At 67.9% G+C, this 14,167-nt stretch carries 17 protein-coding genes; all 17 read left to right on the forward strand.

Annotated elements, in window-relative coordinates; all coding sequences use genetic code 11:
* Positions 1 to 6: 6 nt before the first annotated feature.
* The 17 genes from AC3EGR_RS06680 (at position 7) to hisA (ending at position 14,162) form a co-directional block, all read left to right on the forward strand.
* Positions 7 to 1,473, forward strand: coding sequence for a glutamate synthase subunit beta (locus AC3EGR_RS06680; protein WP_488545675.1), 1,467 nt, complete (start codon positions 7 to 9; stop codon positions 1,471 to 1,473).
* Between the two features lie 111 nt (positions 1,474 to 1,584).
* Positions 1,585 to 2,403, forward strand: a complete 819-nt coding sequence (locus AC3EGR_RS06685; RefSeq protein ID WP_488545676.1) for an ABC transporter ATP-binding protein — start codon at positions 1,585 to 1,587, stop codon at positions 2,401 to 2,403.
* Complete coding sequence (mlaE, locus tag AC3EGR_RS06690; protein ID WP_488545677.1) at positions 2,400 to 3,182, forward strand: lipid asymmetry maintenance ABC transporter permease subunit MlaE; 783 nt, start codon at positions 2,400 to 2,402, stop codon at positions 3,180 to 3,182. Before AC3EGR_RS06685 ends, mlaE begins: the two co-directional genes overlap by 4 nt.
* A gap of 16 nt (positions 3,183 to 3,198) precedes the next feature.
* The gene (gene mlaD / locus AC3EGR_RS06695) at positions 3,199 to 3,681 is read left to right on the forward strand and encodes an outer membrane lipid asymmetry maintenance protein MlaD (RefSeq protein ID WP_488545678.1); all 483 of its coding nucleotides are present in this window, start codon (positions 3,199 to 3,201) and stop codon (positions 3,679 to 3,681) included.
* Positions 3,678 to 4,511: an MlaA family lipoprotein gene (locus tag AC3EGR_RS06700; protein ID WP_488545679.1), complete on the forward strand. Its 834-nt coding sequence runs from the start codon at positions 3,678 to 3,680 to the stop codon at positions 4,509 to 4,511. The genes mlaD and AC3EGR_RS06700 overlap by 4 nt, the downstream gene beginning before the upstream one ends.
* 117 nt (positions 4,512 to 4,628) lie before the next feature.
* Positions 4,629 to 5,279 carry an MlaC/ttg2D family ABC transporter substrate-binding protein gene (locus AC3EGR_RS06705; RefSeq protein WP_488545680.1) on the forward strand — a complete coding sequence of 217 codons (651 nt, stop codon included), beginning with the start codon at positions 4,629 to 4,631 and terminating at the stop codon, positions 5,277 to 5,279.
* A 5-nt stretch (positions 5,280 to 5,284) separates the two neighbouring features.
* Positions 5,285 to 5,557 (forward strand): STAS domain-containing protein, encoded by a 273-nt coding sequence (locus tag AC3EGR_RS06710; protein WP_488545957.1) that lies wholly within the window; start codon positions 5,285 to 5,287, stop codon positions 5,555 to 5,557.
* A 113-nt stretch (positions 5,558 to 5,670) separates the two neighbouring features.
* Complete coding sequence (locus tag AC3EGR_RS06715) at positions 5,671 to 6,591, forward strand: ABC transporter ATP-binding protein (protein WP_488545681.1); 921 nt, start codon at positions 5,671 to 5,673, stop codon at positions 6,589 to 6,591.
* A complete protein-coding gene (locus tag AC3EGR_RS06720; RefSeq protein ID WP_488545682.1) occupies positions 6,588 to 7,343 on the forward strand; it encodes an ABC transporter permease in 756 nt (251 codons plus the stop codon). The genes AC3EGR_RS06715 and AC3EGR_RS06720 overlap by 4 nt, the downstream gene beginning before the upstream one ends.
* A gap of 9 nt (positions 7,344 to 7,352) precedes the next feature.
* Positions 7,353 to 7,595: a BolA family protein gene (locus AC3EGR_RS06725; RefSeq protein ID WP_488545683.1), complete on the forward strand. Its 243-nt coding sequence runs from the start codon at positions 7,353 to 7,355 to the stop codon at positions 7,593 to 7,595.
* Between the two features lie 5 nt (positions 7,596 to 7,600).
* A complete protein-coding gene (gene murA, locus AC3EGR_RS06730; RefSeq protein WP_488545684.1) occupies positions 7,601 to 8,866 on the forward strand; it encodes a UDP-N-acetylglucosamine 1-carboxyvinyltransferase in 1,266 nt (421 codons plus the stop codon).
* Complete coding sequence (gene hisG, locus AC3EGR_RS06735; protein WP_488545685.1) at positions 8,863 to 9,531, forward strand: ATP phosphoribosyltransferase; 669 nt, start codon at positions 8,863 to 8,865, stop codon at positions 9,529 to 9,531. The genes murA and hisG overlap by 4 nt, the downstream gene beginning before the upstream one ends.
* Positions 9,528 to 10,844: a histidinol dehydrogenase gene (gene hisD / locus AC3EGR_RS06740; RefSeq protein ID WP_488545686.1), complete on the forward strand. Its 1,317-nt coding sequence runs from the start codon at positions 9,528 to 9,530 to the stop codon at positions 10,842 to 10,844. Before hisG ends, hisD begins: the two co-directional genes overlap by 4 nt.
* A 144-nt stretch (positions 10,845 to 10,988) precedes the next feature.
* The gene (hisC, locus tag AC3EGR_RS06745) at positions 10,989 to 12,065 is read left to right on the forward strand and encodes a histidinol-phosphate transaminase (RefSeq protein ID WP_488545687.1); all 1,077 of its coding nucleotides are present in this window, start codon (positions 10,989 to 10,991) and stop codon (positions 12,063 to 12,065) included.
* Positions 12,062 to 12,658: an imidazoleglycerol-phosphate dehydratase HisB gene (gene hisB / locus AC3EGR_RS06750; RefSeq protein WP_488545688.1), complete on the forward strand. Its 597-nt coding sequence runs from the start codon at positions 12,062 to 12,064 to the stop codon at positions 12,656 to 12,658. Before hisC ends, hisB begins: the two co-directional genes overlap by 4 nt.
* 55 nt (positions 12,659 to 12,713) lie before the next feature.
* Positions 12,714 to 13,370 (forward strand): imidazole glycerol phosphate synthase subunit HisH, encoded by a 657-nt coding sequence (gene hisH / locus AC3EGR_RS06755; protein WP_488545689.1) that lies wholly within the window; start codon positions 12,714 to 12,716, stop codon positions 13,368 to 13,370.
* A gap of 51 nt (positions 13,371 to 13,421) precedes the next feature.
* Positions 13,422 to 14,162, forward strand: a complete 741-nt coding sequence (gene hisA, locus AC3EGR_RS06760) for a 1-(5-phosphoribosyl)-5-[(5-phosphoribosylamino)methylideneamino]imidazole-4-carboxamide isomerase (RefSeq protein WP_488545690.1) — start codon at positions 13,422 to 13,424, stop codon at positions 14,160 to 14,162.
* The last annotated feature ends 5 nt before the right edge of the window (positions 14,163 to 14,167 follow it).

A 14,167-nucleotide genomic window follows, 5' to 3' on the forward strand; every position in this document is an offset into this window, starting at 1 on the left:
AAGCAAATGGGGAAAGTCACCGGCTTCATGGAGTTCGAGCGCGTCGAGGAGGGCTACAAGCCCGTGCCCGAGCGCGTGAAGCACTACAAGGAATTCGTGATCGGCCTGACCGACGAGCAGGCCAAGGTGCAGGGCGCGCGCTGCATGGACTGCGGCACGCCCTTCTGCAACTCGGGCTGCCCGGTCAACAACGTGATCCCGGACTTCAACGACCTGGTGTACCGCCAGGACTGGCAGGACGCGTGGACGGTGCTGGATTCGACCAACAACTTCCCCGAGTTCACCGGCCGCATCTGCCCCGCGCCTTGCGAGGCGGCCTGCACGCTGAACGTCAATGACGAGCCCGTCGGCATCAAGTCGCTGGAGCACGCGATCATCGACCGCGCCTGGGAGCACGGCTGGGTGCAGCCGCGCGTGCCGCGCATCAAGACCGGCAAGAAGGTCGCCGTGGTGGGCTCCGGCCCCGCCGGCATGGCCGCCGCGCAGCAGCTCGCGCGCGCGGGGCACGCCGTGACGCTGTTCGAGAAGAACGACCGTCTCGGTGGCCTGCTGCGCTACGGCATCCCCGACTTCAAGATGGAGAAGCTGCACATCGACCGCCGCATCGAGCAGATGCAGGCCGAGGGCGTGACCATGCGCACCGGCGTGATGGTCGGCGAGCTGCCCAAGGACTCCAAGGTCACCAACTGGGCCAAGGAAACGATCTCCGCGCAGCAGTTGCAGCGGGACTTCGACGCCGTGGTCCTCACCGGCGGTGCCGAGCAATCGCGCGACCTGCCGGTCCCGGGCCGAGACCTGGACGGCATCCACTTCGCGATGGAGTTCCTGCCGCAGCAGAACAAGGTGAATGCCGGCGACAAGGTGAAGAACCAGATCCGCGCCGACGGCAAGCACGTCATCGTCATCGGCGGCGGCGACACCGGCAGCGACTGCGTGGGCACCAGCAACCGCCACGGCGCCAAGTCCGTCGTGCAGTTCGAGCTGATGCCCATGCCGCCCGAGGAGGAGAACAAGGAGCTGACCTGGCCTTACTGGCCGTACAAGCTGCGCACGTCCTCCTCGCACGAGGAAGGCGTGACGCGTGAGTTCGCCATCGCCACCAAGGAGTTCGTCGGCGAGAAGGGCAAGGTCACCGGCCTGAAGACCGTGCAGGTGGAGCTCAAGGACGGCAAGTTCGTCGAGGTCCCCGGTACGGAAAAAGAATACAAGGCGGACCTCGTGCTGCTGGCCATGGGCTTCACGAACCCGGTCGCGACCATCCTGGAAGGCTTCGGCGTGGACAAGGACGCGCGCGGCAACGCGAAGGCGAGCACGGACTTCCACGGCGGCTACGCCACGAACGTGCCCAAGGTGTTCGCCGCGGGTGACATGCGCCGCGGCCAGTCCCTCGTCGTGTGGGCGATTCGCGAGGGGCGCCAGGCGGCCCGCGCCGTGGATGAATTCCTCATGGGATTCAGCGACCTGCCGCGTTGACGCCACATCTGGCAACAGCTGCCCACCCTTGCGGGGGCAGCTCTTCAGCAAACGCCCTATCATTCAGGGTTTGTGCTGACGGCCGCTTCCGCAGCGGCCCGCTTTCCCCGGATGACCGAACCCGACCCGAGCGCGCTGGTCGAATGCCGCAACCTGAGCTTCGGCTACGACCAGCGGCGCATCCTCGATGACGTGAGCTTCACCGTGCCGCGCGGCAAGGTGACGGCACTCATGGGTGCGTCCGGCGGCGGCAAGACCACGGTGCTGCGCCTGATCGGCGGGCAGGTGAAGCCGCAAGCCGGCGAACTGCTGTTCGACGGCCAGAACATCCCGGCGCTGGACCGCGAGGGCCTGTTCCGCATGCGCCGGCGCATGGGCATGCTGTTCCAGTTCGGCGCCCTGTTCACCGACCTCACGGTGTTCGACAACGTCGCCTTCCCGCTGCGCGAGCACTCGGGGCTGCCGGAAAACCTGGTGCGCGACATCGTGCTCATGAAGCTCAATGCCGTGGGCCTGCGCGGCGCGCGCGACCTCATGCCCAGCCAGGTGTCCGGCGGCATGGCGCGGCGCGTCGCGCTGGCGCGGGCGATCGCGCTGGACCCCGACCTGATCATGTACGACGAGCCTTTCGCCGGGCTCGACCCGATCTCGCTCGGCACCGCCGCCCACCTGATCCGCCAGTTGAACGACACGCTGGGCATCACCAGCGTGATCGTCTCGCACGACCTGGAGGAAACCTTCCGCATCGCCGACCACGTGATCGTGCTGGCCAACGGCCGCGTCGCGGAGCAGGGGACGCCCGAGGCGGTGCGCCAGTCCAGCGACCCGCTGGTGCACCAGTTCGTGCACGCACTGCCGGAAGGCCCGGTGCACTTCCACTACCCGGGGCCGACAGTCGCCGACGACTTCAGCGAAGGGCTGGGCAAATGAGCTGGTGGCATCCTTCGGACGTGGGCTTCGCCGTTCGCGGCAAGCTGGCCGACTACGGCACCGGCACGCGCCTGCTCGCGCGCCTGCTGGCAATGGTCGGCCCGACCTTCGCGCGCGGCCGCCTGCTGCGCGACCAGGTGCACTTCCTGGGCAACTACTCGCTCGCGATCGTGGGCGTGTCGGGCCTGTTCGTCGGCTTCGTGCTGGCGCTGCAGGGCTACTACATCCTCCAGCGCTACGGCTCCTCCGAGGCCCTGGGCCTCATGGTGGCCCTGAGCCTGGTGCGCGAACTCGGTCCGGTCGTGACGGCGCTGCTGTTCGCCGGCCGCGCCGGCACCTCGCTCACCGCCGAGATCGGCCTGATGAAGGCGGGCGAGCAACTCTCTGCCATGGAGATGATGGCAGTCGACCCCGTGCAACGTATCCTTGCCCCGAGGTTCTGGGGCGGGGTGGTGGCGATGCCGCTGCTGGCGGCCGTGTTCAACGCGGTCGGCATCCTGGGCGGCTGGGTGGTCGGCGTGGTGCTGATCGGCGTCGACCCCGGCTCCTTCTGGAGCCAGATGCAGGGCGGCGTCGACGTGTTCCGGGACGTGGGCAACGGCGTGCTCAAGAGCGTGGTGTTCGGCGTGGCCGTCACCTTCATCGCGGTGCTGCAAGGCTATGCGGCCAAGCCGACGCCCGAAGGCGTCTCGCGCGCAACGACGCGCACGGTGGTCATGGCTTCGCTGGCCGTGCTCGCATTGGATTTCGTGCTGACCGCGATGATGTTCAGCATCTAAAGAGAGGTAGGAAAAGATGGAGCGCAACAAGAACGACGTCTGGGTGGGGCTGTTCGTCCTCATCGGCGCCGCGGCGCTGGTGTTCCTCGCCCTGCAGGCGGCCAACCTGCTGACGCTGAGCTTCCAGCCGACCTACCGGCTGAGCGCGCGCTTCGACAACATCGGTGGACTGAAGCCGCGTGCGGCCGTCAAGAGCGCGGGTGTGGTCGTCGGTCGTGTGGAATCCATCACGTTCGATGACAAATCGTTTCGCGCGAACGTGACGATGGCGCTGGAAAGCAGGTATCAATTCCCCAAGGACAGCTCGCTCAAGATCCTGACCAGCGGCCTGCTGGGTGAGCAGTACATCGGGATCGAGGCGGGCGCCGAAGACAAGGCGCTGGCGGGCGGCGACACGATCAACAACACGCAGTCCGCCGTCGTCCTCGAGAACCTGATCGGGCAATTCCTCTACAACAAGGCGGCCGAAGGACCGACCCCGGCCGCGAACAAGAAATGAAGACACCTCGCCTGCAGGCAACACGCACCGTTGCCGCCCTCGCGCTGGCAGCGGTGCTGGGCGGCTGCGCGAGTGTCACGCCGACGAACCCGCGCGACCCGCTCGAGCCGCTCAACCGCCAGACGCACAAGTTCAACGAAGGCGTCGACAACGTGCTGCTCAAGCCGGTGGCAACGCTGTACCGCGACAAGGTGCCGCCGCTGGTGCGCACGGGCGTGTCCAATTTCTTCGGCAACCTCACGGACGCCTGGTCGGCCGTGAACAGCCTGCTGCAGTTCCGGCTGCAGGACGCGGAGGAGAACCTCGCCCGCTTCCACCTGAACACGATGTTCGGCCTGTTCGGCATCTTCGACATCGCCAGCGACGCCAACATCGAGCGCCACCGGGAAGACTTCGGCCAGACGCTGGGCCGCTGGGGCGTCCCGGCCGGCCCGTACGTCGTGCTGCCGCTGCTGGGGCCCTCCACGCTGCGCGATACGCTGGTGCTGCCGGTGGATTGGCAAGGCGACCTGGCCAGCCGCATCCACCCCGTGGACGTGCGCAACGTGACCTACGCCATCCGGGCGGTCGACACCCGCTCCAACCTGCTGCGCGTGAGCTCGGTGCTGGAAGGAGCCGCGCTGGACAAGTATTCCTTCACGCGCGATGCCTACCTGCAGCGCCGCCGGGCCGACGTCTACGACAACACCGACGACGGCGAGGTGCCGCCGGGGCTGCCTTCGCTGCGGATCCTGCGGCGCGACGACAGCAAGCTCCAGCAGCAGGACGAGGGCGGCAAGGTCCCGCCGCTGGAGCCCGACGAGGCCCCGCCCCCGCAGCCCGCGCGATGATCGATGAGGTTGCAGGCTGTTGCCACCGCCGGGCGGCAGGCGCTGAACCTTGGCACACTGCAGTGTTCCAATTGCCAATTGGGAGCTCCGGGCTGCGGCCCCGCTGAAAGGATAGGAATGAACCGACGTACCCTGGGCCGCCTGGCGGCCTCCGTGTTTGCCACCAGCCTGCTGGCGGGCCTGGTCCCGCTGGCGCATGCCGCCGACGAAGCACCGGATGCCTTCATCAAGCGCCTGTCGGACGAGGTGCTGAGCACGATCCGGACCGACAAGAGCGTGCAGTCCGGCAATATCGACCACATCATGCAGGTGGTCGACGCCAAGATCATGCCCAACGTGAACTTCCAGCGCATGACCGCCGGCGCCGTCGGCCCGGCCTGGCGCGAGGCCACGCCGGCGCAGCGCCAGCGCCTGCAGGACGAGTTCAAGCTGCTGCTGGTGCGTACCTACTCGGGCGCCCTGTCCCAGGTCTCGGAAGAGACGATCAGCATGAAGCCGCTGCGCGCGGCGCCCACCGACACCGACGTGGTCGTGCGCAGCGAGATCCGCGGCCGCGGCGAGCCGATCCAGCTGGAATACCGGCTGGAGAAGACGCCCGGCGTGGGCTCCGGCTGGAAGATCTACAACCTGAACGTCCTGGGCGTGTGGCTGGTGGAAACCTACCGCAGCCAGTTCGCCCAGGAAGTGAACGCCAAGGGCATCGACGGCCTGATCGCGTCGCTGTCGGAGCGCAACAGGGCCAACGTCGCCGCCGGCAAGAAGGGTTGAACCGATTGCTGGTGCTCCCGGCCGAACTGACCCACGCCCAGGCGAGCGCCTGTGCGCGGATGCTGGCGCAGGCGCTGCGCTCCGAGCCGGGGCGCGAAGCGCTGGCGGACGCATCGGCCCTGCGCCAGTTCGACTCCTCGGCGCTCGCCGTGCTGCTGGAGTGCCGCCGCGAGGCGCTGGCCCTGGGCAAGCGCTTCGCGGTCACGCACATGCATCCGCGCCTGCGTGCGCTGGCGGCGCTGTACGGGGTCGCTGAACTCCTGCCGGATTCACCCTGAAGGCACGTCACCGCATAGGCGCGGAAACCCCCGTCTTCTTCCGCGCTTGTGCGGCGATCGAATTCCCTTCGCCCCGGCACTTTCCACCCCCTCGTTAAAATCGCGGGTTCCCCATGCCCGCAGTCTCCTTCCAGTCCGTCTCCAAGACCTACAGCACCGCACGCGGCAGCTTCCAGGCACTCGACCGCGTTTCCTTCGACATCCAGCAGGGCGAGTTCTTCGGCCTGCTGGGGCCGAACGGCGCCGGCAAGACCACCCTCATCAGCATCCTGGCCGGTCTCACCCGGGCCACGTCCGGCAAGGTGCTCGTGCACGGCAAGGACGTGCAGCAGGACTATGCCCTGGCGCGCCGCCAGCTCGGCGTGGTGCCGCAGGAGCTCGTGTTCGATCCCTTCTTCACCGTGCGCGAGGCGCTGCGCATCCAGTCGGGGTACTTCGGCGTGAAGAACAACCACGCCTGGATCGACGAACTGCTCGCCAGCCTGGGGCTGTCGGACAAGGCCAGCGCCAACATGCGCCAGCTCTCGGGCGGCATGAAGCGCCGCGTGCTCGTGGCGCAGGCGCTCGTGCACCGGCCACCGGTCATCGTGCTGGACGAGCCGACCGCCGGGGTCGACGTGGAACTGCGCCAGACGCTGTGGCAGTTCATCGCGCGCCTGAACAGCGAGGGCCACACGGTGCTGCTCACCACGCACTACCTGGAAGAAGCCGAAGCGCTGTGCAGCCGCATCGCGATGCTCAAGACCGGCAAGGTGGTGGCGCTGGAGCGCACCAGCGACCTGCTCAAGGCAGCCTCGACCAACGTGCTGCGCTTCAAGCTCGATGGCGCGCTGCCGCGCGAATTCGAAGGCAAGGCGCGCGTGACCGGCCGCATCGTGCAGCTGCCCGCGCACGACGCGCACGAGATCGAGCAGCACCTGTCGATCATCCGCCAGGCCGGCCTGAGCGTGGAGGACGTCGAGATCCGCAAGCCCGACCTGGAAGACGTGTTCCTCGACGTGATGGCCGCCGGCCGCGCGGAGGTCACGGCATGACCGGCTGGCAAACACTCCTCTACAAGGAGGTCCTGCGCTTCTGGAAGGTGAGCTTCCAGACCGTGGCCGCGCCGGTGCTCACCGCGCTGATGTACCTCCTGATCTTCGGGCACGTGCTTTCCGACCGCGTGAAGGTCTACGACCAGATCAGCTATACGGCCTTCCTGGTCCCGGGGCTGGTGATGATGAGCGTGCTGCAGAACGCCTTCGCGAACAGCTCCTCCTCGCTGATCCAGAGCAAGATCACGGGCAACCTCGTGTTCGTGCTGCTCACGCCGCTGTCCCACTGGAGCTGGTTCGTCGCCTACGTGGGCGCCTCGGTGGCGCGCGGCCTGGGCGTGGGCCTGGGCGTGTTCATCGTGACGGTCTGGTTCACGCACGTGAGCTTCGCCGCGCCGCTGTGGATCCTGGTGTTCGCGCTGCTCGGCGCCGGCATGCTCGGTGCCCTGGGGCTGATCGCCGGGCTGTGGGCGGAGAAGTTCGACCAGATGGCCGCCTTCCAGAACTTCATCATCATGCCGATGACGTTCCTCTCGGGCGTCTTCTATTCCATCCATTCGCTGCCGGCGTTCTGGCAGCGCGTGTCGCACCTCAACCCCTTCTTCTACATGATCGACGGCTTCCGCTACGGCTTCTTCGGCGTGAGCGACGTATCGCCCTGGCTGAGCCTGGGCATCGTCGGCACGGCGATGCTGGCCGTGAGCGGCGTCGCCGTGCACCTGCTGCGCATCGGCTACAAGATCCGCAGCTGAAGAGCCACCATGACCGCCGACGAACTCCGCTCCCTCATCGCCTCCAGCCTGCCCTGCGACCACATCGAGGTGGAGGGCGACGGCCGCCACTGGTCGGCGGTGATCGTGTCAGCCGAGTTCGCCGGTTTGCGTCCTATCCAGCGGCACCAGCGCGTCTACGCCACCCTGGGTGCGAGAATGCACACCGACGAGGTACACGCCTTGTCGATGAGAACACTCACGCCCACCGAGTGGGCGAACACACCTCACTAAGGCCCATGGACAAGCTCCTGATTCGCGGCGGCCGGCCGCTGAACGGCGAAGTGCGCATTTCCGGCGCCAAGAACGCCGCCTTGCCGGAACTGTGTGCGGCGTTGCTGACCGCCGAGCCGATGACGCTGCAGAACATCCCCCGCCTGCAGGACGTGGCGACGATGCTCAAGCTCATTCGCAACATGGGCGCCAGCGCGGAATTCAGCCCGGACGGGACCGTGCGCATCGACTCGTCGACCCTGCACTTCCCGGAAGCGCCTTACGAGATGGTCAAGACCATGCGGGCGGCCGTGCTGGCGCTCGGTCCGCTGCTCGCGCGCTTCGGCGAGGCCACCGTGTCGCTGCCGGGCGGCTGCGCCATCGGCGCGCGGCCGGTCGACCAGCACATCAAGGGCCTGCAGAAGATGGGCGCCGAGATCGTGATCGAGCACGGCTACATGATCGCCAAGCTGCCCAAGGGCTGGACGCGCCTGAAGGGCGCGCACATCCGCACCGACATGATCACGGTGACCGGCACCGAGAACTTCATGATGGCCGCGGCGCTGGCCGAAGGCGAAACCATCCTGGAGAACCCCGCGCAGGAGCCGGAGATCACCGACCTGGGCGAGATGCTGATCGCCATGGGCGCCAAGGTCGAAGGCCACGGCACCGGCCGCATCCGCATCCAGGGCGTCGAGAAGCTGCACGGCGCCACCCATCGCGTCGTCGCCGACCGCATCGAATGCGGCACCTTCCTGTGCGCGGTCGCGGCCACCGGCGGCGACGTGTTCCTGCGCGACGGGCGGGCCGAGCACCTGGAGGCCGTGATCGACCTGCTGGTCGCCGCGGGCGCCAAGGTCGAGGCGGTGGAAGGCGGCATCCGCGTGCGCGGCGAAGGCCGCATGGAAGCGCAGAGCTTCAAGACCACCGAGTACCCGGGCTTTCCCACCGACATGCAGGCGCAGTTCATGGCGCTCAACTGCATCGCCGAAGGCGAGGCCAAGGTCACCGAGACGATCTTCGAGAACCGGTTCATGCACGTCAGCGAACTGATGCGCATGGGCGCGCGCATCGACGTCGACGGCAAGGTGGCCGTCACCCACGGTGTGGAGAAGCTCTCCGGGGCCATGGTCATGGCCACCGACCTGCGCGCTTCCGCCAGCCTGGTCATCGCCGGCCTGGTGGCCGAGGGTGAAACCATGGTCGATCGGATTTACCATCTCGACCGTGGCTACGAGCAGATGGAAGCGAAACTCACGCAGCTCGGCGCGGACATCGAAAGACTGAAATGAGCCCTGCGGGCAAGCCCGCCATCACCCTCGCCCTGTCCAAGGGCCGCATCTTCGACGAAACCCTGCCGCTCCTGAAGGCCGCAGGGATTTCGGTGCTGGAAGATCCCGAGAAGAGCCGCAAGCTGATCATCGGCACCAGCGACCCCGACCTGCAGGTCGTGCTGGTGCGCGCCTCCGACGTGCCGACCTACGTGCAGTACGGCGGCGCCGACCTGGGCGTCACGGGCAAGGACACGCTCATCGAGCACGGCGGCCAGGGCCTGTACCAGCCGCTGGACCTGCAGATCGCCAAGTGCCGCGTGAGCGTCGCGGTGCGCGCCGATTTCGACTACGCCTCCGCCGTGCGGCAGGGCTCGCGCCTGAAGGTGGCCACCAAGTACGTGGGCATCGCCCGCGAGTTCTTCGCGGCCAAGGGCGTGCACGTGGACCTGATCAAGCTCTATGGCAGCATGGAGCTCGCCCCCCTGACGGGCCTGGCCGACGCCATCGTGGACCTCGTGTCCACCGGCAACACCCTCAAGGCCAACAACCTGGTCGAAGTCGAGCGCATCATGGACATCAGCTCCCGCCTGGTGGTGAACCAGGCCGCGCTCAAGCTGAAGCAGGAACCCATCCGCCACCTGATCGACGTCTTCGCACGCACGGTCGCCGCCGCCCCGAAATGACCTTGTCCGCCCGCCCCCTGCGCCTCGCGACCACCGACGGCGGCTTCGATGCCGCCCTGGCGGCGCGCCTGCATTGGTCCGCCGACACGGACGCGGGCATCGAGCAGGCGGTCGCGGGCATCCTGGAGGACGTGCGCCGGCGCGGCGACGCCGCGGTGCTGGAGTACACCAACCGCTTCGACATGCCGGCCTTCGCGATGGCGGACCTGGAATTGAAACCGGCGGAGCTCAAGGCGGCCTTCGAAAGCCTGCCGCCGGCTCAGCGCAGCGCCCTGGAAGCGGCCGCCCAGCGCGTGCGCACCTACCACGTGGCCCAGCGCAAGGCGAGCGGCGAGAGCTGGAGCTACCGCGATGCCGACGGCACGCTCCTGGGCCAGAAGGTCACGCCGCTGGACCGGGTGGGGATCTACGTGCCGGGCGGCAAGGCGGCCTATCCCTCGTCCGTGCTGATGAATGCGATTCCCGCGCACGTGGCCGGCGTCGGCGAGATCGTCATGGTGGTCCCGACGCCCCGGGGCGAAAAAAACCCGCTGGTGCTGGCGGCCGCGCACGTCGCCGGGGTCACGCGCGTGTTCACGATCGGCGGTGCGCAGGCCGTCGGGGCGCTGGCCTACGGCACCGAAAGCGTGCCGCGCGTCGACAAGGTCACCGGCCCGGGCAACGCCTACGTTGCTGCCGCCAAGCGCCGCGTGTTCGGCCAGGTGGGCATCGACATGATCGCCGGCCCCAGCGAGATCCTGGTGCTGGCCGACGGCACGACGCCGGCCGACTGGGTGGCCATGGACCTGTTCTCCCAGGCGGAGCATGACGAACTGGCGCAGAGCATCCTGCTGTGCCCGGACGCCGGCTACATCACGCAGGTGCAGGCGGCGATCGACCGCATGCTGGGGGAGATGCCGCGGGCGGAGATCATCGCCAAATCCCTGAACGGGCGCGGCGCGCTGATCCACACCCGCACGATGGAAGAAGCCTGCGAGATCAGCAACCGCATCGCCCCCGAGCACCTGGAGATCGCCAGCCGGGACCCGCACCGCTGGGAGCCCTTGCTGCGCCATGCCGGCGCCATCTTCCTGGGCGCGTACACCAGCGAGTCGCTCGGCGACTACTGCGCCGGCCCCAACCACGTGCTGCCCACCAGCACCACCGCGCGGTTTTCCAGCCCGCTGGGCGTCTACGACTTCCAGAAGCGCAGCAGCCTGATCGAAGTGAGCGAAGCCGGCGCCCAGACCCTGGGCGCGATCGCCGCCGAACTGGCCTACGGCGAAGGCCTCCAGGCCCACGCCCGCGCGGCGGAGTTGCGGCTCAAGCGCTGAAGTCGCCACCCGGCAAGCGGGCGCAGGCGACGCAAAAGTCACGCGGAAAACGCGGAAGAGAAGAAACCGGATAATGGGTTCTTCCGCGCCGCCTGCGGAACTTCGGCGCTTTCTGTGTCCGGATGCCTGTTTTTCGTTCTTCCCATGACCGCCACCCTCGACCGCCTGATCGCCACCCGCATCCGCCAGGACGTGCAGGGCATGCATGCCTATGCGATCCAGGATTCGAAGGGCATGGTCAAGCTCGATGCCATGGAGAACCCGCACCGGCTGCCCGCGGCGCTGCAGAAGGAACTGGGCGAGCGGCTCGCGGCCGTGGCGCTGAACCGCTATCCGGGCGAGCGCATCGAGGATCTCAGGAAGGCCCTGGCGCGGCACGCGAAGCTGCCGGCGGGCTTCGGCCTCATGCTGGGCAACGGCTCCGACGAACTGATCTCGCTGCTGGCGATGGCCTGCGACCTGCCGGGCGCCACCATCCTCGCGCCGCTGCCCGGCTTCGTCATGTACGGCATGAGCGCGCAGCTGCAGGGGCTGAAGTTCGTCGGCGTCGACCTCACGCCCGATTTCGAGCTCGATGAGCAGGCCATGCTGGATGCGATCGCACTGCACCAGCCGGCCATCGTCTACCTGGCCTATCCGAACAACCCGACGGCCAACCTGTGGAACGACGCCACCATCGAGAAGATCGTGGAAGCCGCCCCCGGGTTCGTCGTTCTCGACGAGGCCTACCAGCCGTTCGCCAGCCGCAGCTACCTGGACCGCGTGACGAAGCACGAGCACGTGCTCCTGATGCGCACCTTGAGCAAGTTCGGCCTGGCGGGCGTGCGCATCGGCTACATGATGGGCCCCGAGCGCCTGGTGCACGAGGTGGACAAGGTGCGCCCGCCCTACAACGTCAGCGTGCTGAACGCCGAGGCGGCGCTGTTCGCGCTGGAGCACGAGGAGGTGTTCGCCGCCCAGGCCGCGGACCTGAAGAAGGAGCGCGCCCGCCTGCAGTCCGGCCTGAAGGAACTGGGCCTGAAGTCCTGGCCGAGCGACGCCAACATGATCCTGGTGCGGGTGCCCGACCCGGCCGCCAGCTTCGAAGGCATGAAGGCGCGCAAGGTGCTCGTCAAGAACGTTTCTAGAATGCACCCATTGCTGGCCGGCTGCCTGCGCCTGACCGTCGGCACCTCCGACGAGAACACCCAGATGCTGGCCGCCCTGCAGTCCACCCTATGAGCACCGAGCGCAAAGCGGAGATCACCCGCAACACGGCCGAGACCCGGATCACCGTCCGCCTGAACCTGGACGGCACCGGCCAGGCGAAGCTGGCCACCGGCATCGGCTTCTTCGACCACATGCTGGACCAGATCGCCAGGCACGGCCTGATCGACCTGGAAATCGAGGCGAAGGGCGACCTGCACATCGACGGCCACCACACCGTGGAGGACGTCGGCATCGCCGTGGGGCAGGCGGTCTACAAGGCCATCGGCGACAAGAAGGGCATCCGCCGCTACGGCCATGCCTACGTGCCGCTGGACGAGGCGCTCTCCCGGGTGGTGCTGGACTTCTCCGGCCGCCCCGGCCTGGTCATGAACGTGCCGTTCAAGAGCGGCATGATCGGCACCTTCGACACCCAGCTGGCGCACGAGTTCTTCCAGGGCTTCGTGAACCACGCCTTCGTCACGCTGCACATCGACAACCTGCGCGGCGAAAACGCCCACCACCAGTGCGAAACCGTGTTCAAGGCCTTTGCCCGGGCGCTGCGCGCCGCGGCGGAGCCGGACGCGCGGGCCGCCGGCACCATCCCGTCGACGAAGGGCAGCCTTTGATCCACCCCGCACGGCCGCCCGAAGGGGCGGGCACACCGGTTTGCGCAGGATGGAGGTGGTTCCTGTGACCCGGACGGTGGCCGTGGTGGACTACGGCATGGGCAACCTGCGCTCCGTGTCCCAGGCCGTGCTGCACGTCGCCCAGGGCAGCGGGGTGGAGGCGATCGTCACCTCCCGGCCGGAAGAGGTACGCGCCGCCGAACGGGTGGTGCTGCCGGGCCAGGGCGCCATGCCCGACTGCATGCGCGAGCTGCGCGAGTCCGGCCTGCTCGAATCCGTGCTGGAGGCGGCGGCTTCCAAGCCCCTGTTCGGGGTCTGCGTGGGCATGCAGATGCTGCTCGATCGCAGCGAGGAGGGCCCCACGGCCGGCCTGGGCCTGATCCCCGGCGAGGTGGTGCGCTTCCGGCTGGAGGGGCAGTTGCAGCCCGATGGCAGCCGCTACAAGGTGCCGCAAATGGGCTGGAACCGGGTGCGCCAGGCGCGGCCCCACCCCCTGTGGGCGGGCGTGCCGGACCAAAGCTTCTTCTATTTCGTCCACTCCTTCTACGCGCGGCCGTCCGAGGCGCGCCACAGTGTCGGGGAATCCGAGTACGGCGCGCGCTTTACCTGTGCCGTGGGCCGCGATAATATTTTTGCAACCCAATTCCACCCCGAGAAAAGCGCGGACCAGGGCCTCAGGCTCTATCGCAACTTCCTGCACTGGAATCCCTGACCGCCCAGGAAGCGGTCCCCCATCCCCGCAGTTGCCTCGCAGCACCTCCCCATGCTCCTGATTCCCGCGATCGACCTGAAAGACGGCCACTGCGTACGCCTGAAGCAGGGCGACATGGACCAAGCCACGACCTTCAGCGAGGACCCCGCCGCCATGGCGCGGACCTGGCTGGAACGCGGGGCCCGCCGCCTGCACCTGGTGGACCTCAACGGCGCCTTCGCCGGCAAGCCGCAGAATTTCAGCGCCGTGCGCTCCATCCTGAGGGCGGTCGGCGACGACATCCCGGTGCAGCTGGGGGGCGGCATCCGCGACCTCGACACGATCGAGCGCTACATCGACGGCGGCCTGCGCTACGTGATCATCGGCACCGCCGCGGTCAAGAACCCCGGTTTCCTGAAGGACGCCTGCACGGCCTTCGGCGGCCACATCATCGTCGGCCTCGATGCGAAGGACGGCAAGGTGGCCACCGACGGCTGGAGCAAACTGACCGGCCACGAAGTGGTCGACCTGGCCAAGAAGTTCGAGGACTGGGGCGTCGAGTCCATCATCTACACCGACATCGGCCGCGACGGCATGCTCACCGGCATCAACATCGACGCCACGGTGAAGCTGGCGCAGGCCCTGTCCATCCCCGTGATCGCCTCCGGCGGCCTGTCCTCCATGCAGGACATCGAGGCCTTGTGCGCGGTGGAGGACGAGGGCATCGAAGGCGTGATCTGCGGCCGCGCGGTCTACTCGGGCGACCTCGATTTCGCCCAGGCGCAGGCCCGCGCCGACGAACTCAACGGATAACCCTG

The sequence above is a fragment of the Ramlibacter sp. G4-7 genome (assembly GCF_057784995.1).